Genomic DNA, 21,166 nt, shown 5'->3' on the forward strand with positions numbered 1-21,166 from the left:
GGAGCGTGGCTAGCTCGCCAGCCGCACCCGGAAGGTCCTGCGGAAGGCGTTGGGCGTCGTGCCCAGCGCCTTCATGAACTGATGCCGCATCGCCGCCGCGTTGCCGAACCCCGCGCGGTAGGCGATCGCGTCCACCGTCTCGTCGGTACGCTCCAGCAACTCCTGCGCGAACAGCACCCGTTGGCGCAGCAGCCAGCGGTACGGCGTCGTGCCCGTCTCCTGCTGGAAGCGGCGCGCGAAGGTACGCGGCGACATGTGCGCCCGCGCCGCGAGCTCCTCCACGGTCACCGGCGCCTCCAGGTTCCGCTCCATCCAGGCCAGCACCTCGCCCACCGTGTCGCAGCGCGTCGCCGGCAACGGGCGTTCCACGTACTGGGCCTGGCCGCCGTCACGGTGCGGCGGCACGACCATGCGGCGGGCGATCGCGTTGGCCACCGCGGAGCCGTGCTCGGTACGCACGATGTGCAGGCACGCGTCGATGCCCGCGGCGGTGCCCGCGGAAGTGATCACCGGGCCCGCGTCGACGTACAGGACGTCGGGGTCGACCCGGGTGCGCGGATACCTGACGGCGAGCTCACGCGCGTACCGCCAGTGGACCGCGCAGCGGCGTCCGTCGAGCAGTCCGGCCTCCCCGAGCACGAACACCCCCGCGCACAGGCTGAGCACGCGTGCGCCCCGGTCGACCGCCCGTCGCAGCGCGTCGAGCAGCTCCGGCGGGTACCGGTCGAACCGCCGCCCCGCCGAGGGGATCGTGATGAGGTCGGCCTCTTCGAGGCGTTCCAGGCCGTGCGGGGTGGAGACCGTCATCCCCGGCACGTGGGTGGTGAGCGAGGGCCCCTCCGTGGAGGCGACCGCGAAGTCGTACACCGGGAGCCCCGCGTCGCTCCGGTCGAGGCCGAACACCTCGCAGACGACGCCGAGTTCGAAGGGGTGCACACCGTCGAGCAGCACTGCGGCCACGTTCTTCAGCATGCCCGCCAGTGTGCCGCAGAGCTGGCAGGAATTCGAGGGGCAGTGACGGAACTGCCACTGCCGCGAGGGTGCGGACGGCGGGAGAGTAGAGGACATGAACACAGCGATGAACTACCTCACCGTCCTCTTCGTCTTCCTCCTCCTCGCCGCCCCGTCCCTGTACGGCGCCGCCCACGACCGACGCGTCGACCGGCAGATCCGCAGGGCGCGGCAGGCGGCCGAGAACGCCGAACTCCTCGCCCCCCGCGCCGGGTTCGCCAAGGTCGCCTAGCCAAGACCTGGAACTCCCGGACCGGGAACTCCCGGGCCTGGAACTCCCGGGCCTAGAACTCCTCGTCGAAGCCGACGGACCCCTCGACCGCCACCTGGTACGCCGAGGGCCGCCGCTCGAAGAAGTTGGTCAGCTCCTGGACGCCCTGGAGCTCCATGAAGGAGAACGGGTTCTCCGAGCCGTAGACCGGCGCGAAGCCGAGGCGCTGGAGGCGCTGGTCGGCGACGCACTCCAGGTACTGCCGCATCGAGTCGGTGTTCATGCCCGGCAGCCCCTCCCCGCACAGGTCGCGCCCGAACTGCAGCTCGGCCTCGACCGCCTCCCGCAGCATGTCGGTGACCTGCTGCTCCAGCGCCTCGTCGAAGAGCTCCGGCTCCTCCTTGCGCACCGTGTCGACCACGTCGAAGGCGAAGCTCATGTGCATCGTCTCGTCACGGAAGACCCAGTTGGTGCCGGTCGCCAGGCCGTGCAGCAGCCCCCGCGAGCGGAACCAGTAGACGTAGGCGAAGGCACCGTAGAAGAAGAGTCCCTCGATGCACGCCGCGAAGCAGATCAGGTTGAGCAGGAAGCGGCGGCGGTCCGCCTGGGTCTCCAGGCGGTCGAGCTTCTCGACCCCCTCCGTTCCGTCGAACGCGGCCATCCACTTGAAGCAGAACTCGGCCTTCTCCCGGATGGACGCGATGTTCTCGACCGCCGCGAACGCCGCCGTCCGGTCCTCCGGGTCGGGCAGATACGTGTCAAGGAGCGTCAGATAGAACTGGACGTGCACGGCCTCCTCGAAGAGCTGGCGCGAGAGGTACAGGCGCGCCTCGGGGGAGTTGATGTGCTTGTAGAGCGTCAGGACCAGGTTGTTGGCGACGATCGAGTCACCGGTCGCGAAGAACGCGACGAGGCGGCCGATCATGTGCTGCTCGCCCGGCGACAGCTTCGCGAGGTCGGCCACGTCCGAGTGGAGGTCGACCTCCTCGACGGTCCAGGTGTTCTTGATGGCGTCCCGGTAGCGCTCGTAGAAGTCCGGGTAGCGCATGGGGCGCAGGGTCAGTTCGAAGCCCGGGTCGAGCAGGTTCTTCTCACGGGTGGTGTCCGTCATTACTGGCAGGCCTCGCAGGACTCGGGGTTTTCCAGGGAGCAGGCGACGGCGTCGGGCTCGGTCATCTGGACCGGCACCCGGGCCGCGGCCCTTGCGATGCGCGTCGCGGGGCGCGAGCGCAGGTAGTACGTCGTCTTCAGGCCCGACTTCCAGGCGTACGCGTACATCGAGGAGAGCTTGCCGATGGTCGGCGTCTCCAGGAACAGGTTGAGGGACTGGGCCTGGTCGAGGAACGGGGTGCGCGCCGCCGCCATGTCGATGAGGCCGCGCTGCGGAAGCTCCCACGCCGTGCGGTACAGGGCGCGGACCTCCTCCGGGATCCAGGTGAGGCCCTGCACCGAGCCGCTGGACTCGCGCAGCGCCTCCCGGGTCTGCGCGTCCCACACGCCGAGTTGCTTCAGCTCGTCGACGAGGTAGGAGTTGACCTGGAGGAACTCGCCGGACAGCGTCTCGCGCTTGAACAGGTTGGAGACCTGCGGCTCGATGCACTCGTAGACGCCCGCGATGGAGGCGATGGTGGCGGTGGGCGCGATGGCCAGCAGCAGCGAGTTGCGCATGCCGACGGTGGCGATACGTTCCCGCAGCGCGGCCCACCGCTGCGGCCAGGTGAGTTCGGTGTCGTAGTGGTCGGGGTGCAGGACGCCGCGGGCGGTGCGGGTCTTCTCCCAGGCGGGCAGCGGGCCGTTGCGCTCGGCGAGGTCGGCCGACGCCTCGTACGCGGCGAGCATGATGCGCTCGGCGATCCGCGTCGAGAGGGCCTTGGCCCGCGGCGAGTCGAAGGGGAGGCGCAGCTTGAAGAAGACGTCCTGGAGGCCCATGGCGCCGAGGCCGACCGGGCGCCAGCGGGCGTTGGAGCGGCCCGCCTGCTCGGTCGGGTAGAAGTTGATGTCGACCACGCGGTCGAGGAAGGTGACGGCGGTGCGGACGGTCTCGTCGAGCCGCTCCCAGTCGATGTCACCGTCGGCCACGAACGCCCCGAGATTGACCGAGCCGAGGTTGCAGACGGCGGTCTCCCCGTCGTCCGTGACCTCAAGGATCTCGGTGCACAGGTTCGAGGAGTGGACGGTGTGGCCGGGCTCCGCGGTCTGGTTGGCGGTGCGGTTGGCGGCGTCCTTGAAGGTCATCCAGCCGTTGCCGGTCTGCGCGAGGGTGCGCATCATGCGGCCGTACAGGTCCCGTGCGGGGATGGTCTTCAGCGCCTTCCCCTCGGCCTCGGCCTTCCGGTACGCGGCCTCGAACTCGGCGCCGTACAGGTCGACCAGCTCCGGCACGTCGGCCGGTGAGAACAGCGACCAGTCGGCGCCGTCGGCGACCCGGCGCATGAACTCGTCGGGGATCCAGTGCGCGAGGTTGAGGTTGTGGGTGCGGCGCGCGTCCTCGCCGGTGTTGTCGCGCAGCTCAAGGAACTCCTCGATGTCGGAGTGCCACGTCTCCAGGTAGACGGCGGCCGCGCCCTTGCGGCGCCCGCCCTGGTTCACGGCGGCGACCGACGCGTCGAGGGTCTTCAGGAACGGCACGATCCCGTTGGAGTGCCCGTTCGTGCCGCGGATCAGGGAGCCCCGGCTGCGGATGCGGGAGTACGAGAGACCGATGCCGCCGGCGTGCTTGGAGAGGCGGGCCACCTGGTGGTAGCGGTCGTAGATCGAGTCGAGCTCGTCCAGCGGGGAGTCGAGCAGGTAGCAGCTCGACATCTGCGGGTGCCGGGTGCCGGAGTTGAAGAGGGTGGGGGAGGAGGGGAGGTAGTCGAGGCGGCTCATCAGGCCGTACAGCGCGGCGACTTCGTCGACGGCGTGGTCGCTGTGGTCCTCGGCGAGCCCGCTGGCGACGCGCAGCATGAAGTGCTGCGGGGTCTCGATGACGCGGCGGGTGAGCGGGTGGCGCAGCAGGTAGCGGCTGTACAGGGTGCGCAGGCCGAAGTAGCCGAAGCGGTCGTCGGCCCGGGTGTCGACGAGCGCGTCGAGCCGCGTGGCGTGTACGCGGACGAACTCGGCGGTGGAGTCGGCGATCAGGCCCTCGCGGTGGCCGACGGCGACGGAGCCGGTGAAGGAGGTGACGCCCTGCGAGGCGGCCTCGGCGGCGACGGAGAGCGTGAGGAGGCGGGCGGCGAGCCGGGAGTAGACGGGGTCCTCGGAGATCAGCCCCGCGGCGGCCTCGGTGGCGAGTTCGCGCAGCTCGGCCTCGTCGGCGCGGGCGCTGCGGCCGCGCAGCGCGGCGCCGGCGACCCGGCCGGGGTCGGCGCCGGGGAGGTCGGCGGTCAGCTCGGTCAGGGTGCGCAGCAGCGCGGTGCCCGGAGCGTCGTGCGGTGCGGCTGAGACCGGTTCGGCGGGCGGCGCGATGGTCACGTGGGGGCTCTCCCTCGCTCGGCTCAAGGCCTGCGGGGAGGGGGGAGTGGCTCGGGCGCGCACGGAGGGCGCCGTCGTCACCGGCCCATTCCGCGAGGCCCGGACGTCTTTCCACCCGGGCCGGACGGCCAGGGCGGGCTGCGACAGGTCATCGGACTCACGTGGGCGCCTTTATGTGCGCTTACGTTCACCGTTGCGGGACAGTTCCGGATTTGCACCGGATTCCCCTGCGGCTGCAGCGAGAGCGAGCATACATGTTGTGCCGGGTGCTCGGTGCGGGCCCATATCTTGTGTCGGCCCGGGTGGCGGGACGACGACGGGCCCCTCCATCGGCGGAGGGGCCCGTGACTGGGGAGCGGGGTGGAGCGGGGGTGCGGGGCTGTGTCCTAGTGCCCGGCGCCCGCTCCGACGACGGGCGGCAGGTCCTGCTGGACGCCCTTGTCCCCGGCGTCGGCGGTGTAGTCCTCGGGCGAGGTCTCGTCGATGCCGTCCGGGGCCTTCACCGCCTTCAGGACGAAGGTGAGGACCACGGTCACGATCACGTTCATCACGAACGCGGTCAGGCCGATGTAGCCGATCTCCCCGATGCCGGGGATCTCGTCCGACGAGCCGCCGAAGTGCTTCTGCGTCGGCGAGGCCACCCCGTACGCGGCGAGCGTGCCGTAGACCATGCCGACCGCCCAGCCGGCGAGCAGCGCCCACCGGTGGAACCAGCGCGTGAACAGGCCGCCGACCAGCGCGGGCATCGTCTGGAGGATCCAGATGCCGCCCAGGAGCTGGAAGTTGATGGCGACGGTCTTGTCCATGGTCAGGACGAAGGCGAGCGCGCCGACCTTCACGAGCAGCGAGACGAGCTTGGAGACCTTGGTCTCCTGCGCGGGCGTCGCGTCGGGCTTGATGAAGTCCTTGTAGATGTTGCGTGTGAAGAGGTTCGCCGCGGCGATGGACATGATCGCCGCCGGGACCAGCGCGCCGATGCCGATGGCGGCGAAGGCCACCCCCGTGAACCAGTCGGGGAACATGTCCTCGAAGAGCTGCGGGATCGCCAACTGTCCGTTCTGCACCTTGATCCCGGCCGCGATCGCCATGAACCCGAGCAGCGCGAGCAGGCCCAGCATGAGCGAGTACAGCGGCAGGATCGTGGTGTTGCGGCGGATCACGTTGCGGCTCTTGGACGACAGGGTCGCCGTGATCGAGTGCGGGTACATGAACAGCGCGAGGGCCGAGCCGAGCGCCAGTGTCGCGTAGGTCCAGGTGCCCGACTCGCCCGGCGCGAGCGCTCCGGTGGGTTTCCCGGTCGCCGGGTTGAGCTGCTCGAACTTCTTGCCGGCCGCGGCGAAGATGTCGTCGAAGCCGCCCAGTTTGATCGGGATGTAGATGATGGCGACCAGGATGACGAGGTAGATCAGGCCGTCCTTGACGAACGCGATCAGCGCCGGGGCCCGCAGACCCGAGGAGTACGTGTACGCCGCGAGCACGCCGAACGCGATCAGCAGCGGCAGGTCCTTGACGAACCAGTTGGTGTTCTCACCGCCGCCGACGCCCATCACGTCGAGCACGGCCTGGATGCCGACCAGTTGGAGCGCGATGTACGGCATCGTGGCGAGGATGCCGGTGATCGCGACCGCCAGCGAGAGGCCCTTGGAGCCGAAGCGGCCGCGCACGAAGTCCGAGGTGGTCACGTACCCGTGCTTGTGCGAGACCGACCACAGGCGCGGCAGGAACGTGAAGATCAGCGGGTACACCAGGATCGTGTACGGCACGGCGAAGAAGCCGGACGCGCCCGCCGCGTAGATCGCCGCGGGGACGGCCACGAAGGTGTACGCCGTGTAGAGGTCGCCGCCGAGCAGGAACCAGGTGATCCAGGTGCCGAACGAGCGGCCGCCCAGGCCCCATTCGTCGAGCGAGTCGGTCTCGGAGCGGCGCCAGCGCGCGGCGAGGAAGCCCATGACCGTGACGGCCAGGAAGAAGATGATGAAGACGGTGAGCGCGACACCGTTGACGCCGCCGTTCATCCCTGGCTCCTGGAGGCCTTGCGGGCGCGCTGGTCACGCTGCCACAGCTTGTACGCGATCATCGTGAGGCCCGTCGAGATGAGCACCCAGAGCATCTGGTACCAGTAGAAGAACGGGATGCCGATGAAGGTCGGGTCGATCTTGGCGTAGGAGCTGACCCAGAGCATCGCCACGAACGGCGCGACGAGGCACAACCCGATGACGACACGGACCGGTGTCACCACCGGTCTCCCCACTTGTTGCGCAACTTCCGGCGCATCGGACATTTGGCGGCTCCGTCCCCTCGCTGGTCCCACTTATCTCACGTTTAACGTGCGGGAAATCTAAGCGAGAGTCTTGATCTATGGAACCCCTGTCCGGATAACGGACGTGCAGCTTTCGTTCGCGAGCGCCTCTCCGCCCTGTTCAGCAGCAGCGGAACCCCTGCCGCGGGTCCTTCTCCTGGCGGTCCGTCCGCATGCGCTCGAACTCGCGCCGCGAGGCCACGGAGGTCCCCGGGTGCGCGGTCCGCGCGTGCGCCACGTAGCGCTCGTACGCCGACTCGTCCGTCAACTCGCGTACGTACCAGCGCACATGCTCAACCGCCCGGAGCAGTGCCGACGCCCGCATCGTGCCCCTCCTTCCGTTGCTCCGCCTTCTCCTGCCGGCTGGGGACGAGCCCGGCCGGGGCCACCAGCGTGGACTCGACATACGCCGCCTCGCTCAGCGTCGACGACCGTGGATCGCGTACGTGCTTGAGGCAGATCCGCGCCGCGTCCGCGATCACCACGATGACGAGCACGGCGAGCGCGGCCGACAGGACGCCGTCCACCGTGGAGTTGGTGACGACGGTGTGCATGTCGTCCATGGTCCTGGCGGGCGGCAGGACCTTCCCGGCGTCGATGGCGTCCTGGTAGTTCGAGCGCTGCTGGAAGAAGCCGACGCGCGGATCGCTGGAGAACACCTTCTGCCAGCTCGCGGTCAGCGTGACGACCGCGTCCCAGACGAGCGGGACCCCGGTCACCCAGGCCCACTTGAGGCGGCCGGACTTCACGAGCAGCGTCGTGCACACGGCCAGCGCCACCGCGGCGAGCAGCTGGTTGGAGATGCCGAAGATCGGGAAGAGCTGGTTGATCCCGCCGAGCGGTTCGTGGACGCCGACCCAGAGGAAGTAGCCCCACAGGGCGACCACGACGGCGCTGGTGAGCAGCAGACCCGGCTTCCAGCTCACGTTCCTGAACGGCTTGTGGAGGTTGCCGAGCATGTCCTGGAGCATGAAGCGGCCCACGCGCGTCCCGGCGTCGAGCGCGGTCAGGATGAACAGCGCCTCGAACATGATCGCGAAGTGGTACCAGAAGGCACGCAGCCCCCCGCCGGTCACCTGCGAGAAGATCTCGGAGACGCCGATCGCCAGGGTCGGCGCACCGCCCGTCCGGGACAGCAGGCTCGCCTCCTCCACCTGCCGGGCCGCCCGCGCCAGTTCGTCCGGCGAGATCGAGTAGCCCAGCTGCGCCACGGCCTGGGAGGCGGACTGCACGGAGTCGCCGATGACACCGGCGGGCGCGTTCATGGCGAAGTAGAGACCCGGGTCGATGATCGAGGCGGCGATGAGCGCCATCACGGCGACGGACGACTCCATCAGCATGGAGCCGTAGCCGATCATGCGGATCTGCGTCTCCTTCTGGATCATCTTCGGCGTCGTACCGGAGGAGATCAGCGCGTGGAACCCGGAGAGCGCGCCGCACGCGATGGTGATGAAGACGAACGGGAACAGGGACCCCGCGAACACCGGTCCGTCCCCGCGCGAGGCGAAGTCGGTGACGGGGTCCATCTTCAGCGTCGGCAGCGTGACGATCACGCCGACGGCCAGCAGGGCGATCGTGCCCAGCTTCATGAAGGTGGAGAGGTAGTCGCGCGGCGCGAGCAGCATCCACACGGGCAGTACCGAGGCGACGAACCCGTACGCCACCATCCAGATGACGAGCGTGGACGGTGCGAGCGTGAAGGTCTCGGCCAGCGACGACTCGGCGACCCAGCGCCCCGCGACGAGCGCGAGCAGCAGCAGCGCGACGCCGATCAGGGAGACTTCGGAGACCCGGCCCGGCCGCAGGACCCGCAGGTAGAACCCCATGAACAGCGCGATGGGGATCGTCATCGCGATGGAGAAGGTGCCCCACGGGGAGGCGGCGAGGGCGTTCACGATGACCAGCGCGAGCACCCCGAGCAGGATGATCATGATGGCGAAGGCGGCCAGCAGCGCGGCGGCCCCGCCGAACGGGCCGATCTCCTCGCGCGCCATCTGCCCGAGCGACTTGCCGTCACGCCGGGTCGAGAAGAACAGCACGACCATGTCCTGCACGGCCCCGGCGAAGATCACCCCGACGACGACCCAGATGGTGCCGGGCAGATATCCCATCTGCGCGGCGAGCACGGGCCCGACGAGCGGCCCGGCCCCGGCGATGGCGGCGAAGTGGTGGCCGAGCAGCACCCGCCGGTCGGTCGGGTGGAAGTCGATGCCGTTGTCCAACCGCTCGGCGGGCGTGGCCCGTCCGCCGTCGACCTTCAGCACCTTGTGTGCGATGAACTTCGCGTAGAACCGGTAGGCGATGGCGTACGACCCGAGGGCGGCGGCCACCATCCACGCGGCGGAGACCTCCTCGCCGCGCGAGAGGGCGAGTACGGACCAGCCCGCCGCGCCGACGAGCGCGACGAGGGTCCACAGGGCGATGGTGCGCGGAGAGCGGTGAGATGCGGTACGCACGAGTGCGTCCTCCCGTCCATGCGGCGACGGGAGGAACGTAGGGCAGAAAGGTGGTCGGCGCCACACCGCGGGCGGAGCCGGTCCCGTTCCCCGTGGGATCAGGGGGGCGGGATCAGTCCATCGGCCGCTTCAGGCGCGCCACGAACTTGTACCGGTCGCCCCGGTACACCGAGCGCACCCACTCCACCGGCTGGGCCGAACCGTCGATCGAGTGGCGGGAGAGCATCAGCATCGGCAGGCCCACGTCGGTGCCGAGCAGGCCGGCCTCGCGCGGTGTGGCCAGCGACGTCTCGATGGTCTCCTCGGCCTCGGCGAGGTGCACGTCGTAGACCTCGGCGAGCGCCGTGTACAGCGAGGTGTACTTGACGAGCGAGCGGCGCAGCGCCGGGAAGCGCTTGGCCGAAAGGTGAGTGGTCTCGATGGCCATCGGCTCCCCGCTGGCCAGCCGCAGCCGCTCGATGCGCAGCACGCGTCCCCCCGCGGAGATGTCGAGCAGCCCGGCGAGGGTGTCGTCCGCGGTGACGTACCCGATGTCGAGCAGCTGCGAGGTCGGCTCCAGCCCCTGCGCGCGCATGTCCTCGGTGTACGAGGTGAGTTGGAGCGCCTGCGACACCTTGGGCTTGGCGACGAAGGTGCCCTTGCCCTGGATGCGCTCCAGGCGGCCCTCGACGACCAGCTCCTGGAGCGCCTGGCGGACGGTGGTGCGCGAGGTGTCGAACTCGGCGGCGAGCGTGCGCTCCGGCGGCACCGGCGTGCCCGGCGGCAGGGTCTCCGTCATGTCGAGCAGATGCTTCTTGAGGCGGTAGTACTTGGGCACGCGTGCGGTACGGACGGGCGCCCCGCTCTCGTTCTCCGCACTGCTCACGTCGGTGCTCATGCTCCGCCTTCCCGGCTCCGGTGCCGATGCGACCGACGTACCCACCGGTCACGGCTCACATCGTGGCACGGCTCGCTCCGGGGGACTCCCCGCACGCTCCGTGATCCCTCCTTATACCGCCCGCCGACCGTCTGGTCTAGTCCACGCACCGGATGATGGGAGCGGTCCCGCGAATGCCCCAACACCCTTGTGGCGTCCGGCGGGTGTCGTTCCGATAACGGACGCGGAGACCTTTCTCGGCCACCCTTGACACCTCAATTGGTCTGGGCCAAGCTCCGGGTACTGGTCTAAACCATTAAACCTAGACCGGTTTCCCAGTCCCCAGGTGCACTACTCGTCGTATGCGTCGCTGTGGGTGGGGGGGTTGCTGGCATCCCTGAGGAGGGTGACGTGAAGCGCAAGCTCATAGCGGCCATCGGTGTCGCGGGCATGTTGGTCTCGATCGCGGCCTGTGGCAGCGACGACGACAAGGACAACGGCGGTAAGGCCGGAGCCGAAGGCTACAAGGGACAGACGCTGACCGTCTGGACCATGTCCGGCTCCAACCCGCCGGAGTGGACCAAGAAGGTCAAGGCCGAGTTCGAGAAGAAGACCAAGGCCAAGCTGAACATCCAGGTCCAGGAGTGGAACGGCATCCAGCAGAAGGTCACCACGGCCCTCTCGGAGACCGACCCGCCCGACGTCCTGGAGATCGGCAACACGCAGACCCCGGCGTACGCCAAGACCGGTGGTCTGGCCGACCTGTCCGACCTCAAGTCGGAGATCGGCGGCGACTGGGCCGAGGCGGTCAACAAGCCCTCCGTCTACGAGGGCAAGCAGTACGCGCTGCCCTGGTACTTCGGTAACCGCACGGTCATGTACAACAAGAAGATCTGGGCCGAGGCCGGGATCAAGGGGACGCCGAAGACCCGCCAGGAGCTCTTCGACGACTTCAAGAAGATCGGCCAGAAGACGGACGCCGAGCCGCTCTACCTGCCGGGCCAGAACTGGTACTTCTTCGACGGCCTGCTCGTCGGCCAGGGCGTCGAGCCCGTGAAGAAGGCAAGCGGCAAGTGGGTCTCCAACCTCGGCGACCCGAAGGTCGCCAAGGCCATGGACGTCTACAAGCAGTACCAGGACTTCTCCAAGGCGCCGAAGGACAAGGACGAGGCCACGCCGCAGCAGGCCACCGTCTTCGGCAAGGGCAACACCGGCGCGATCATCGCCATGGGCTACGAGGCCGGCACCGCGCTGCAGGCCAAGAAGCTCAAGGCCGAGGACATCGGCTTCTTCACCATCCCGGGTGAGACCGCGGCGAAGCCCGAGGGTGTCTTCCTCGGCGGCTCCAACCTCGCCGTCGCGGCCGGCAGCAAGAAGCAGGAGCTCGCCAAGGAGTTCCTGAAGGTCGCGCTCTCCGTCGAGAACGACGGCCAGCTGGTCAAGGAGGCCGGCTGGGTCCCGAAGTCCCCGGCCCTGGAGTCCTACGCCAAGGACCAGCCGGCCGCCATGGCCGGTGCCCCCGCCGCCGCCAAGGCCGGTGGCACGACCCCGCTGATCCCGGAGTGGGCGCCGGTGGAGAACCCGCCGAACCCGATCAAGACCTACATGACCGCGGTCCTGAACGGTAAGTCGCCGGCGGCCGCGGCCAAGCAGGTCGAGGGCGAACTCAACAAGCGCCTGAGCCAGCAGCAGTAGACGCGCCCCGAGCCGTGGCGGCGGACAGGGCATGAGCCCCGTCCGCCGCCCCGGCCCCACGCATCGTCCTTGTACGGCTTTGGAAGAGATGGCGAGCATGGCAGTGCAGACCAATCCGGCGGAGGTGACCGAAAAGGTCACGGCCGACGGACACGGCAGCGGTCGCGCACCCGGGCCACGGGGGGACAAGCGGAAGGGCACGGCGGCCGCCGTGCCGTATCTGCTGCTGCTCCCGGCCCTCGTGGTGACGGCGATCTTCCTCGGCTGGCCCCTGGTGAAGGACGGCATGCTGTCGTTCCAGAACCTCAACATGGGCCAGCTCATCCAGCATGTCACCGAGTGGAACGGCTTCGAGAACTACCGGCAGGTCCTCACCGGCGAGGACTTCTGGCGCGTCACCGTCCGCTCGATCGTCTTCACGGCGGTCAACGTCGTCGTGATCATGGTGCTCGGCACCCTCATCGGGTTGCTGCTCGCGCGCCTGGGCAAGAAGATGCGACTGACGCTCATGCTGGGCCTCGTGCTCGCCTGGGCGATGCCGGTGGTCGCCGCGTCCACGGTCTACCAGTGGCTGTTCGCGCAGCGCTTCGGCGTCGTCAACTACGTCCTGGACAAGCTCGGTTGGCACTCCATGGCCGACTACAACTGGACCGGCTCGCAGCTGTCCACGTTCTTCGTGGTCACCCTGCTGATCGTCTGGCAGTCGATCCCCTTCGTCGCGATCAACCTGTACGCCGCCACGACCACCATCTCCAAGGAGCTGTACGAGGCCGCGTCCCTGGACGGCGCCGGCGTGTGGAAGTCGTTCACCTCGGTGACCTTCCCGTTCCTGCGCCCCTTCCTCTACGCGACGACGTTCCTCGAGGTCATCTGGGTCTTCAAGGCGTTCCCGCAGATCTTCACGATCAACGAGGGCGGCCCGGACCGGCTCACCGAGACCCTGCCGATCTACGCCTTCGTCGAGGGCGTCGGCAACCAGCACTACGGCATGGGCGCCGCGATCGCGCTGCTCACCATCGTGATCATGCTGATCCTCACCGCGTACTACCTCCGCATCGTTCTCAAGCAAGAGGAGGACGAGCTGTGAAGCGCTCACTGCTCGGCCGCATCTGGCCCAACGCCACGGCGATCGCGCTGTTCGCGGTACTCGTCTTCCCGGTGTACTGGATGTTCAGCACGGCCTTCAAGCCGACCGCCGACATCATCACCGAGACCCCGGTCTGGATCCCGACCGACGTCACGTTCGAACACTTCAAGACGGCGGTCAACGCGCCCGACTTCGGTCGCCTGGTGCTCAACTCCATCACCGTCACGGTGTGCGCGGTCGTCTTCTCCCTCGTCATCGCGCTGTTCGCGTCGTTCGCCCTCGCCCGTATGCGCTTCAAGGGGCGCAAGGGCATGATCGTGGTCTTCATGATCGCGCAGATGGCCCCGTGGGAGGTCATGGTCATCGCGATCTACATGCTCGTGCGCGATGCCGACATGCTGAACAGCCTGGTGCCGCTGACCCTCTTCTACATGGTGATGGTGCTGCCCTTCACGATCCTGACGCTGCGCGGCTATGTCGCCGCGGTGCCCAAGGAGCTGGAGGAGTCCGCCATGGTCGACGGCTGCAGCCGCCCGCAGGCCTTCGTCAAGGTCATCCTGCCGCTGCTCGCGCCGGGCCTCATGGCCACCTCGCTCTTCGGATTCATCACAGCGTGGAACGAGTTCCCGCTCGTCCTGATCCTCAACAAGGAACCGCAGTCGAAGACCCTGCCTGTCTGGCTGTCGCAGTTCCAGAGCCAGTTCGGGGACGACTGGGGTGCGACCATGGCCGCGGCTTCCATCTTCGCGATCCCGATCCTCATCCTCTTCGTCTTCCTGCAGCGCAAGGCCGTCAGCGGCCTGACCGCCGGCGCCGTGAAGGGATAACGCCAGCCGATGACCACTGTCACTCGCGCCGTCGACACGCTCACCCGTGACGCGCTCACCGTCCTTCAGCCCGGCTTCTCCGGCACCACCGCCCCTGACTGGCTGCTGCGCAGGCTCGGCGAGGGCCTCGCGTCCGTCGGCCTGTTCGGCCGCAACATCCAGACCCCCGACCAACTGGCGGCTCTCACCGCCCAGCTGAAGGCGGAACGCGACGACATCCTCGTCGCCATCGACGAGGAGAGCGGCGACGTCACCCGCCTCGAAGTCCGTACGGGCTCCTCGTTCCCCGGCAACCACGCCCTCGGCGCCGTCGACGACGTGGAACTCACCCGGGGCGTCGCCTTCGAGCTCGGCCGACGCCTCGCCGAGTGCGGTGTCAACCTCAACTGGGCACCCTCCGCCGACGTCAACGCCAACCCCGACAACCCGGTCATCGGCGTCCGCTCCTTCGGCGCCGACCCCGCCCTCGTGGCCCGGCACACCGCTGCGTACGTCGAAGGCATGCAGGCCGCGGGCGTCGCCGCCTGCACCAAGCACTTCCCCGGGCACGGCGACACCGGAGTCGACTCGCACCACGACATGCCGCTCATCGACGTCGACCTCGACGTGCTGCACGCCCGCGACCTCGCCCCGTTCCGCGCGGCGATCGCGGCAGGCAGCCGCGCTGTGATGAGCGCCCACATCCTCGTCCCCGCCCTGGACCCCGAACGCCCGGCAACGCTCTCCCGTCGCATCCTCACGGGTCTGCTCCGCGAGGAACTCGGCTACGACGGCCTCATCGTCACCGACGGCATCGAGATGCAGGCCATCTCCGCCGCCTACGGCATCGAACGCGGCAGCGTCCTCGCCATCGCCGCCGGGGCCGACGCCATCTGCGTGGGCGGCGGCCTCTCCGACGAACAGACGGTGACCGGCCTGCGGGACGCCCTCGTCGCCGCCGTACGCTCCGGCGAACTCCCCGAGGAACGCCTCGCGGACGCCGCCACCAGAGTGCGCGCACTGGCGCAGTGGACGACGGGAGCGAGCGAGAGCGCGAACGCGGCGTCCGCCGCCGCGGCATCGGGGCGGACTGGGGGAGGCTCGGGAGTTTCGGGGGGTTCGGGGGGTTCGGGTGGCTCGGGGGGCGCGGGCGGTTTGGGTGGCTCGGGGGGCGCGGGGGGTTCGGAGATCGGGCTGGTCGCGGCCCGTCGTGCGGTCAGGGTGACACGCGGCGAGTACGCCCCGCCGGTGACCGCCCCCGTGCACGTCGCGGCCTTCTCCCCGGTCGCCAACATCGCCGTCGGCGACGAGACCCCCTGGGGTGTCGGTGCCGAACTCGAACGTCTGCTCCCCGGCACCACCACCGGCTCCTACGCGGGTCAGGACGCCGGCCCGGCCGCGCTGTCCGCGGCGGGCGACCGGCGGATCGTGGCCGTGGTCCGCGACGAACACCGCCACGCCTGGATGTCCGGAGCCCTCGACACCCTGCTCACCGCCCGCCCGGACACGGTCGTCGTCGAGATGGGCGTACCGACGGCCCCGCCGCGGGGCGCGCTGCACATCGCCACCCATGGCGCGGCCCGGGTCTGCGGGATCGCGGCCGCGGAGGTCATCGTCGCCGGGTGAGGGCGGTGAGGGCGGTGCCTTCCGCCTCTCGCCTTCGCGCACTTGGGGATCTGGGCGCCTGGACAGATGGGCGCCGGGGCGGCTGAGTGCCGGGGTGGCGGGGTGCCCGGGATGGCGGGGCGCCTGGGGTGCCGGATGGCGGGGCGCCTGGATCGCTGAGTATTCGGGCAGTCGGACGCCGCGCCGAGGCGCCCCGGTGGTTGTTGCCGGAAAGTGCCGGTCATCCCGAGCGGGGATGCCCGGCACCTTCCTGTTCCGGCCCGAGGGCGCCGTGCTTGGCCGGCTTACAGGCCCTGCCACTCCGGCTTGTTGACGTACGTGTGCCGGAAGTAGTCCGCGAGCTTCAGCTTGGACGCGGCGGCCTCGTCCACGACGACCGTCGCGTGCGGGTGCAGCTGCAACGCCGATGCCGGCACCACCGACGCGATCGGTCCCTCGACGGTCGCCGCCACGGCGTCCGCCTTGCCCTCACCGGTGGCGAGCAGCACCAGGTGCCGAGCCTCCAGGATCGTGCCGATGCCCTGCGTGATGACGTGCCGCGGCACCTGGCTCAGGTCACCCTCGAAGAATCGCGCGTTGTCCGTGATGGTCTGCTCGGTCAGCGTCTTGATCCGGGTGCGCGACGCGATCGACGAGCACGGCTCGTTGAACCCGATGTGTCCGTCCGTCCCGATCCCCAGCAGCTGAAGGTCGACACCGCCCGCCTCGGCCAGCGCTCTGTCGTACGCCTCGCACGCACCCTGCACGTCCGCGGCGCTGCCGTCCGGGCCCATGAAGGACGACTCGTCGAGCCCGAGCGGCTCCACGACCTCGCGCAGCACTGTCGCCCGGTAGGACTCGGGGTGCCCCGTCGGCAACCCCACGTACTCGTCGAGCTGGGCGATGCGGGCCTTCGCCGCGTCGACCTCACCGGCCCGCACCTTGGCCGTCAGCGCCTGGTAGATGGGCAGCGGGGTCGAGCCGGTGGCCACGCCGAGCAACGCGTCGGGCTTGCGCCGCAACAGCTGGGCCATGGCCTCGGCGATCAGCTCGCCACCTGCCTTGGCATCCGGAACGATCACAACTTCCACGCTGGGCCTGCCGTTCTGGTCAGAGGAGTCAGCAACTGAAGGGACTTAGGGGGATGTGGTATAGACCAATCTAGCAGAGTGACCCCCTCCAGGTCAGGCCCTCCACGGCCCGCCCCTGCTGCGTCCATGCTCAGCGCTGCGGCGGGCGTCGGCATGTCGGGAGGCGCGGGCCGACTGCTGATGCGTCCCCGGGGTGAGGGGCCGAGGCTCGGAAGCTGAGCAGGCCGATCGGTCGAACGGCCGAACGGTCGGCAGCCAGGCAACCACGGGAGTTCGGCGACTCAGTAACGTGGCGGTTCGAGGGGCGCGGCAGCCCAAGAGCTCGTCAGCTCAAGACTCCGGCACTTCAGGAACCGACCAGCCTATGAACCCGGCAGCCCGTGAACCCGGCAACTCAAGAACCGGGCAGCCCGTGAACCCGGCAGCCTATGAACCCGGCAGCCCGTGAACCCGGCAGCCCGTGAACCCGGCAGCCCATGAACCCGGCAACTCAAGAACCGGTGACCCGTCAGAGCAGCGAACCCCCCGTCGCGTCCACCCACTGGCCCGTCACCCACCGGCCGTCCGGCGACGCCAGGAACGCCACCACGTCGGCTATGTCCGCCGGTGTTCCCACCCTGCCCAGAGTCGATATCGCGGCCGCGCCCGCCCACGCCTCGTCGCTCGCGCGCAGCCACTCCGCGTTGACGTCGGTGTCGACGATGCCGGGTGCCACCGTGTTCGCCGTGATGCCGCGCGGTCCGAGGATCTTGGCCAGATAGTGCGTCAGTACTTCGAGGGCGCCCTTCGTCATCGCGTACGGCATGAGGTCGGGCAGCATCGCGGTGTGGGTGACGCCAGTGGAGATGTTGATGATCCGCCCGCCGTCGCGCAGCTTCGGGGCCGCGAGCTGGGCGAGGAAGAACGGTGCCTTGGTATTGACGGTGAAGAGGCGGTCGAACTCCGCTTCCTCGATCTTCTCGAAGGAGTTCGACGTGCCGATCCCCGCGTTGTTCACCAGGATGTCCACGCCGTCCGCCCGCGCGTCGAACTTCTCCCACAACTCCTGGGCCGCGCCGGGCGCCCCGAGCTCCGCCCCGATGGCGAACGCCGATCCGCCGGCCGCCTCGATCGCGGCCACCGTCTCCTCCGCCGCCGCCTGGTTCACCCCGTAGTGCACCGCGATCCGCGCACCGTCCCGGCCGAGCCGCTCGGCGATGCCTCGCCCGATGCCCCGGCTCGCGCCCGTGACCAGTGCCGTCTTGCCCGTGAGAACGCCCATGGCGACGCCCCTCCTCAAATGTGTAGCGGTCGTTATGAAAATGACCGTAGCGCACCCGCCTCCCAGATTTCTAGTGGTCGCTATAGAATTCACCCCATGGCGACCAAGCAGCGCGGGCGGCCCCGCTCATTCGACCGGGAGACCGCCCTGGAGAAGGCCATGCGAGCCTTCTGGGAGAACGGGTACGAGGGGACGTCCGTCTCCGAGCTGACGCGCGAGATGGGCATCGGCGCCCCCAGCCTGTACGCCGCTTTCGGCGACAAGCGCTCGCTGTTCGAGGAGGTCGTGCGGGTCTACGGCACCACGCACGGTGCAGGGCCGGCCCGCGCTCTGACCGAGGAGCCCACCGCCCGCGGCGCCGTCGAACGGCTGCTGAGGGAGGCCGCCGACGAGTTCACCGATCCTGCCCACCCGCACGGCTGCCTCGTGATCCACGCCGCGACGAACTGCACGACGCCCGAGGTCGAGCAGGGCCTGCGCGAGCAGCGCGGTGCAAGTCTCGCCGCGATCGAGGACCGGCTGCGGCAGGGGGCGGCCGCGGGGGAGTTGCCGGAGCACGCGGACACCGCAGCGCTCGCCCGCTTTGTAGGGGCCGTCTTCCAGGGCATGTCGCAACAGTCGCGGGACGGCGCGAGCAGGGTGGAGCTGGAGGCGATCGCCGACCTTGCCATGGCCGCCTGGCCCGGGAGTGAACCCGCGCGCTCCGGCGTCCGTGCATGACTTCGCGCGGGGGAGGGGCGTAGTCGCGGGCGCGAGCCCGGATCTCGGCTCCGGGATCGGAGGAAGAGACGACAACAAACCCCTGCCGACGCATAGACATGGGAGAATGGTCTAGTCCACAATGCCTGATGAAGACCTCCGCCCTCCCCGCACAGGAGGACGGACAGAGGATCCGCGCTCTCTGCCCTGACTGCGGCGGTTCCTCGATCGGCAGCCGGGAACCGCACACCTGGCAGTCGATGCACCTGAAGGGCTGCGGTGCCAGGGAAAGGGTTGAGGGTCCCGACCCCCGGCGCCGCGGCCCGTCGGTCTTTTCGGGCGCCGCCGACCGGCGGGTACGCTCGGCGCGTGCCCTCCATGAACGATCTCGTACGCCAGCACACCGCCCTCGGTGACTCCGACCTCGAGTGGCTCCACCTGCTGGTCTCGGAGTGGCAGCTGCTCTCCGACCTCTCCTTCGCCGACCTGGTCCTGTGGGTCCCCACGCGCGACGGCACCCGATACGTCTCCGTTGCGCAGATGCGGCCGAACACCGGTCCGACGTCCTACCAGGACGACATGGTCGGGCATCTGGTGCCGCGCGGCCGCCGCCCCATGCTGGACGCCGCTCTCGACGAGGGCCGCATCGTGCGTGAGGGGGACCCCGAGTGGCGGGAGGAGGTTCCGGTGCGGGTCGAGTCCATTCCCGTACGAAGGGAGGGCCGGGTCCTCGGCGTCATCGCGCGCAACACGAACCTGCTGACTGTCCGTACACCGTCCCGCCTGGAGCTGACCTATCTGCAGTCGGCCTCCGACCTGGCGCAGATGATCGCGGCCGGCTCCTTCCCGTTCCCCGGGCAGCAGGTGGACATGGACGCCTCCCCGCGCGTGGGCGACGGACTCATCCGGCTCGACGCCGACGGAGTCGTCCAGTACGCGTCCCCCAACGCTCTGTCCGCCTATCACCGGTTGGGTTTCTCGGCGGATCTGGTCGGCCACCACCTGGGCAGGACCACGGCCGAACTCGCTCCCTCCCGCGGCCCGGTGGACGAGGCTCTCGCCAAGGTGGCCAGCGGATGGGCGCCGCGGGAGTTCGAGATCGAGGGCGAGGAGGGGTCGATCCAGCTGCGGGCCATCCCCCTCAAGCCCAAGGGGCCGCGCATCGGTTCGCTGGTCCTGCTGCGTGACGTCACCGAACTGCGGCGTCGCGAGCGTGAGTTGATCACCAAGGACGCGACCATCCGGGAGATCCATCACCGGGTGAAGAACAATCTGCAGACAGTGGCCGCGCTGCTCCGTCTCCAGGCCCGGCGCATCGAGTCGGACAGGGGGCGCGAGGCGCTCGAAGAGGCGGTCCGGCGCGTCGGTTCCATCGCGATCGTGCATGAGACGCTCTCGCAGAATCTGGACGAGCGCGTGGAGTTCGACGAGATCGCCGACCGGGTGCTCGCCATGGTCGCCGAGATCTCGCCTGGCCAGGTGACGGGCACGCGCACCGGCCGTTTCGGGATCCTTGACGCGGAGGTGGCCACCCCGCTGTCGATGGTCCTGACCGAAGTGCTGCAGAACGCCCTGGAGCACGGCTACCGGCAGGGCGACACCGGCACCGTCGAGGTCTCCGCGGTACGCGGCGGCACGAGCAAGGACATCCGGCTGCTGATCACCGTCACGGACGACGGTGTCGGCCTGCCCGAGAACTTCGACCCGAAGCGGACCGGCAACCTGGGGCTGCAGATCGTACGCACCTTGGTGGAGGGTGAATTGGGCGGAACGTTCGACATGGTGGCCGCGCCCGAGCGGGGCACCCAGGTGGTCCTCGACATCCCGGTGCGCACCCACAAGTAGTCCTCCGTACGACTACGTAGACACACGGCGGCCACAAACAGCAGTGAGCCCCGGACCGTTGAACGGTCCGGGGCTCACTGCTCGCGTTGCTCGGGTCATGTCCCGGGCTGAGCCTGGGGGAGCATCGGGGGTACTGCGCGCTGCGGCTCGGGGGCGGGGGGATGCGTACTCGCTGTACGCGCCGCCGGGCTCAGGCTCGTAAGGGGTGCGGGGGTCAGGCGGAGGCCTGACGGGCCCGGTTGCGAGCGGCGCGGCGCTTCATCGCGCGGCGCTCGTCCTCGCTGAGGCCACCCCAGACGCCGGAGTCCTGGCCGGACTCGAGCGCCCACTGCAGGCACTGCTCCATGACGGGGCAGCGGCGGCAGACGGCCTTGGCTTCCTCGATCTGCAGCAGCGCGGGACCGGTGTTGCCGATGGGGAAGAACAGCTCGGGGTCTTCCTCGCGACAAACGGCGTTGTGACGCCAGTCCATGGCTGCTACCTCTCCTTGGTATTACGTGCGGGTTAGCTTGTGAATGTGAACGCTTTCACGAATCCCTCAACAAGTGAAGGGACGAACGTCACATCTGCGACGGGTGTCCGTTGTGTTGAGGAGGGGATTCGGGCTCTCTGTGGGGCCGATGTTGCGGGCCGTCCCGATCGCCATGTAGAGATTCGCAAACCTCGGCGGCGGATACAACCCCTTCCGGAAAGTTTTTTTTGATTCCTCGGTGTCGGCTAGGTCACAGCCGTACTTCTATGGGGTGGATCCTGGCCCAAACGTTCGAGATAAAGGACTTTGGGCCCTTCCA

18 protein-coding genes and 1 riboswitch are annotated in these 21,166 nt (G+C 69.1%); of the genes, 7 read left to right on the top strand and 11 right to left on the bottom strand.

What is annotated here, in order from left to right:
- Window positions 1-9: 9 nt before the first annotated feature.
- Window positions 10-972: a GlxA family transcriptional regulator gene (locus ACZ45E_RS14630; RefSeq protein ID WP_468220607.1), complete on the bottom strand. Its 963-nt coding sequence runs from the start codon at window positions 970-972 to the stop codon at window positions 10-12.
- 94 nt (window positions 973-1,066) lie between these two features.
- Here ACZ45E_RS14630 and ACZ45E_RS14635 point away from each other — a divergent pair, with 94 nt between their 5' ends.
- Window positions 1,067-1,243: a hypothetical protein gene (locus ACZ45E_RS14635; protein ID WP_468220609.1), complete on the top strand. Its 177-nt coding sequence runs from the start codon at window positions 1,067-1,069 to the stop codon at window positions 1,241-1,243.
- Window positions 1,244-1,295: 52 nt separating this feature from the next.
- On the opposite strand, the gene ACZ45E_RS14640 is transcribed toward ACZ45E_RS14635, so the two are convergent.
- From ACZ45E_RS14640 to ACZ45E_RS14670, 7 genes are all read right to left on the bottom strand, one after another.
- Window positions 1,296-2,333 (bottom strand): ribonucleotide-diphosphate reductase subunit beta, encoded by a 1,038-nt coding sequence (locus tag ACZ45E_RS14640; protein ID WP_468220611.1) that lies wholly within the window; start codon window positions 2,331-2,333, stop codon window positions 1,296-1,298.
- Window positions 2,333-4,675, bottom strand: a complete 2,343-nt coding sequence (locus ACZ45E_RS14645; protein ID WP_468220613.1) for a ribonucleoside-diphosphate reductase subunit alpha — start codon at window positions 4,673-4,675, stop codon at window positions 2,333-2,335. The genes ACZ45E_RS14640 and ACZ45E_RS14645 overlap by 1 nt, the downstream gene beginning before the upstream one ends.
- A 146-nt stretch (window positions 4,676-4,821) precedes the next feature.
- Window positions 4,822-4,902, bottom strand: a riboswitch (cobalamin riboswitch).
- A gap of 159 nt (window positions 4,903-5,061) precedes the next feature.
- The gene (gene mctP, locus ACZ45E_RS14650) at window positions 5,062-6,690 is read right to left on the bottom strand and encodes a monocarboxylate uptake permease MctP (protein WP_468220615.1); all 1,629 of its coding nucleotides are present in this window, start codon (window positions 6,688-6,690) and stop codon (window positions 5,062-5,064) included.
- Window positions 6,687-6,956: a DUF3311 domain-containing protein gene (locus ACZ45E_RS14655; protein ID WP_468220617.1), complete on the bottom strand. Its 270-nt coding sequence runs from the start codon at window positions 6,954-6,956 to the stop codon at window positions 6,687-6,689. Before ACZ45E_RS14655 ends, mctP begins: the two co-directional genes overlap by 4 nt.
- A gap of 139 nt (window positions 6,957-7,095) precedes the next feature.
- Window positions 7,096-7,299: a YbdD/YjiX family protein gene (locus ACZ45E_RS14660; protein WP_468220618.1), complete on the bottom strand. Its 204-nt coding sequence runs from the start codon at window positions 7,297-7,299 to the stop codon at window positions 7,096-7,098.
- Window positions 7,268-9,430 carry a carbon starvation CstA family protein gene (locus tag ACZ45E_RS14665; RefSeq protein WP_468220620.1) on the bottom strand — a complete coding sequence of 721 codons (2,163 nt, stop codon included), beginning with the start codon at window positions 9,428-9,430 and terminating at the stop codon, window positions 7,268-7,270. The genes ACZ45E_RS14660 and ACZ45E_RS14665 overlap by 32 nt, the downstream gene beginning before the upstream one ends.
- Before the next feature lie 112 nt (window positions 9,431-9,542).
- Window positions 9,543-10,307, bottom strand: coding sequence for a GntR family transcriptional regulator (locus ACZ45E_RS14670; RefSeq protein ID WP_398198808.1), 765 nt, complete (start codon window positions 10,305-10,307; stop codon window positions 9,543-9,545).
- A 390-nt stretch (window positions 10,308-10,697) separates the two neighbouring features.
- Between ACZ45E_RS14670 and ACZ45E_RS14675 the strand changes: the two genes are divergently transcribed.
- The 4 genes from ACZ45E_RS14675 to ACZ45E_RS14690 all read left to right on the top strand — a co-directional run bounded on the left by ACZ45E_RS14675 (window position 10,698) and on the right by ACZ45E_RS14690 (window position 15,500).
- The gene (locus tag ACZ45E_RS14675) at window positions 10,698-11,981 is read left to right on the top strand and encodes an extracellular solute-binding protein (protein WP_468220623.1); all 1,284 of its coding nucleotides are present in this window, start codon (window positions 10,698-10,700) and stop codon (window positions 11,979-11,981) included.
- A gap of 97 nt (window positions 11,982-12,078) precedes the next feature.
- The gene (locus ACZ45E_RS14680) at window positions 12,079-13,068 is read left to right on the top strand and encodes a carbohydrate ABC transporter permease (protein WP_468220625.1); all 990 of its coding nucleotides are present in this window, start codon (window positions 12,079-12,081) and stop codon (window positions 13,066-13,068) included.
- Complete coding sequence (locus tag ACZ45E_RS14685; RefSeq protein WP_468220626.1) at window positions 13,065-13,895, top strand: carbohydrate ABC transporter permease; 831 nt, start codon at window positions 13,065-13,067, stop codon at window positions 13,893-13,895. The genes ACZ45E_RS14680 and ACZ45E_RS14685 overlap by 4 nt, the downstream gene beginning before the upstream one ends.
- A 9-nt stretch (window positions 13,896-13,904) precedes the next feature.
- Window positions 13,905-15,500 carry a glycoside hydrolase family 3 protein gene (locus tag ACZ45E_RS14690; RefSeq protein ID WP_468220629.1) on the top strand — a complete coding sequence of 532 codons (1,596 nt, stop codon included), beginning with the start codon at window positions 13,905-13,907 and terminating at the stop codon, window positions 15,498-15,500.
- Between the two features lie 284 nt (window positions 15,501-15,784).
- Here ACZ45E_RS14690 and nagB read toward each other — a convergent pair whose 3' ends face one another.
- Window positions 15,785-16,570 (bottom strand): glucosamine-6-phosphate deaminase, encoded by a 786-nt coding sequence (gene nagB / locus ACZ45E_RS14695; RefSeq protein ID WP_468220630.1) that lies wholly within the window; start codon window positions 16,568-16,570, stop codon window positions 15,785-15,787.
- Window positions 16,571-17,078: 508 nt separating this feature from the next.
- On the bottom strand, window positions 17,079-17,831 hold the full coding sequence (locus ACZ45E_RS14700) for an SDR family oxidoreductase (RefSeq protein ID WP_468220632.1): 753 nt from the start codon (window positions 17,829-17,831) through the stop codon (window positions 17,079-17,081).
- A gap of 96 nt (window positions 17,832-17,927) precedes the next feature.
- Here ACZ45E_RS14700 and ACZ45E_RS14705 point away from each other — a divergent pair, with 96 nt between their 5' ends.
- Both ACZ45E_RS14705 and ACZ45E_RS14710 read left to right on the top strand, forming a co-directional pair.
- The gene (locus ACZ45E_RS14705) at window positions 17,928-18,551 is read left to right on the top strand and encodes a TetR/AcrR family transcriptional regulator (protein WP_468220634.1); all 624 of its coding nucleotides are present in this window, start codon (window positions 17,928-17,930) and stop codon (window positions 18,549-18,551) included.
- 357 nt (window positions 18,552-18,908) lie between these two features.
- Window positions 18,909-20,375: a sensor histidine kinase gene (locus tag ACZ45E_RS14710; RefSeq protein WP_468220786.1), complete on the top strand. Its 1,467-nt coding sequence runs from the start codon at window positions 18,909-18,911 to the stop codon at window positions 20,373-20,375.
- Between the two features lie 214 nt (window positions 20,376-20,589).
- Here ACZ45E_RS14710 and ACZ45E_RS14715 read toward each other — a convergent pair whose 3' ends face one another.
- Window positions 20,590-20,847, bottom strand: coding sequence for a WhiB family transcriptional regulator (locus ACZ45E_RS14715; RefSeq protein WP_016639615.1), 258 nt, complete (start codon window positions 20,845-20,847; stop codon window positions 20,590-20,592).
- Window positions 20,848-21,166: the final 319 nt, after the last annotated feature.

It is taken from the genome of Streptomyces sp. NPDC030991, from assembly GCF_055571235.1.

Excerpts from the sequence above, each read along its gene's own strand:
- ACZ45E_RS14630 (WP_468220607.1), bottom strand. The coding sequence starts at position 972 with ATGCTGAAGAACGTGGCCGCAGTGCTGCTCGACGGTGTGCACCCCTTC.
- ACZ45E_RS14635 (WP_468220609.1), top strand. The coding sequence starts at position 1,067 with ATGAACACAGCGATGAACTACCTCACCGTCCTCTTCGTCTTCCTCCTC.
- ACZ45E_RS14640 (WP_468220611.1), bottom strand. The coding sequence starts at position 2,333 with ATGACGGACACCACCCGTGAGAAGAACCTGCTCGACCCGGGCTTCGAA.
- mctP (WP_468220615.1), bottom strand. The coding sequence starts at position 6,690 with ATGAACGGCGGCGTCAACGGTGTCGCGCTCACCGTCTTCATCATCTTC.
- ACZ45E_RS14655 (WP_468220617.1), bottom strand. The coding sequence starts at position 6,956 with ATGTCCGATGCGCCGGAAGTTGCGCAACAAGTGGGGAGACCGGTGGTG.
- ACZ45E_RS14660 (WP_468220618.1), bottom strand. The coding sequence starts at position 7,299 with ATGCGGGCGTCGGCACTGCTCCGGGCGGTTGAGCATGTGCGCTGGTAC.
- ACZ45E_RS14670 (WP_398198808.1), bottom strand. The coding sequence starts at position 10,307 with ATGAGCACCGACGTGAGCAGTGCGGAGAACGAGAGCGGGGCGCCCGTC.
- ACZ45E_RS14680 (WP_468220625.1), top strand. The coding sequence starts at position 12,079 with ATGGCAGTGCAGACCAATCCGGCGGAGGTGACCGAAAAGGTCACGGCC.
- ACZ45E_RS14690 (WP_468220629.1), top strand. The coding sequence starts at position 13,905 with ATGACCACTGTCACTCGCGCCGTCGACACGCTCACCCGTGACGCGCTC.
- ACZ45E_RS14700 (WP_468220632.1), bottom strand. The coding sequence starts at position 17,831 with ATGGGCGTTCTCACGGGCAAGACGGCACTGGTCACGGGCGCGAGCCGG.
- ACZ45E_RS14705 (WP_468220634.1), top strand. The coding sequence starts at position 17,928 with ATGGCGACCAAGCAGCGCGGGCGGCCCCGCTCATTCGACCGGGAGACC.
- ACZ45E_RS14710 (WP_468220786.1), top strand. The coding sequence starts at position 18,909 with ATGAACGATCTCGTACGCCAGCACACCGCCCTCGGTGACTCCGACCTC.
- ACZ45E_RS14715 (WP_016639615.1), bottom strand. The coding sequence starts at position 20,847 with ATGGACTGGCGTCACAACGCCGTTTGTCGCGAGGAAGACCCCGAGCTG.